The sequence below is a fragment of the Loktanella sp. DJP18 genome, from assembly GCF_049310965.1.
In the GTDB taxonomy this organism is placed as follows: domain Bacteria; phylum Pseudomonadota; class Alphaproteobacteria; order Rhodobacterales; family Rhodobacteraceae; genus Loktanella.
In genome coordinates, this window is record NZ_JBMERN010000362.1 from 1 (window position 1) to 799 (window position 799).

Sequence of the window (799 nt, forward strand, 5' to 3'; positions counted from 1 at the left end):
GGCGACACGCGAAATGGACCGGCGGCGCACAGGAATTGTGCATCGCCGGTCCTGCTGCATTGAGGAGAGGTCCTATCCAGACAGTCGCGCCTCGTGGTGCATCGGCATCAGCGCAGACGTCGATCAGCGCCGGCTCTTGCAGGGGGCCAACCCATTCTGGCGCTTCAATTCAAGCGATACACCACCCGCGCCGCATAGCGATGGCCATTGGCAAACCAATACTGCAGTGCCGTGTCATTTTATGTCAGACATCGAAAGAGCAACTTAATGGAATTTTTGTCAAGTGTTTTCAAATGCTTGAATGTTTCATTTGGACAAGTTGCTCGGGCGTGTAGACATCGAAAACGAACTTGGCGTTAAATCGCGATCCTGCATCATATTGCGAAAATTAGCGAAGTTCGCCATGCTCGTATTTGTCTTGAATCTCCCACTATATTGAGCTTCGTCAAGATGAATGGCCGCGATTTTTTCAAGCTTCATCTTGGTCTTGACCAAGCGCCACAGATAATTTCCGTCTCGATTTGACTGAATAGCATATCCCAAATCGAGCAAAATCTCGCGGCAGGTGTCTTTCACCGAGGCAGCACCAGGAACGAAGATACTGAGAATCCGCGATCCAAACTCCCGTCCGCCCGTAGCATCAGCAAGGTTCACATACTCTTTGATAACTTCATCAACGATGCGGGATTTTCCCGCACCCGATGGACCAAGAAGGGCCACCCCCTTTTTCTCGAAGATTCCTGCTTTCAGCTGGGCTCCCTCAGTTCGAGCACGCGGAAGAATTGAGAGCGGTAGCTTA

1 protein-coding gene is annotated in these 799 nt (G+C 51.1%); it reads right to left on the reverse strand.

Translation table 11 applies throughout. The features are described from left to right. Positions 1 to 306: 306 nt before the first annotated feature. Positions 307 to 799, reverse strand: a 493-nt coding sequence (locus ACOI1H_RS25915) for an AAA family ATPase (RefSeq protein ID WP_422441225.1), incomplete at its 5' end; no start/stop codon positions are given.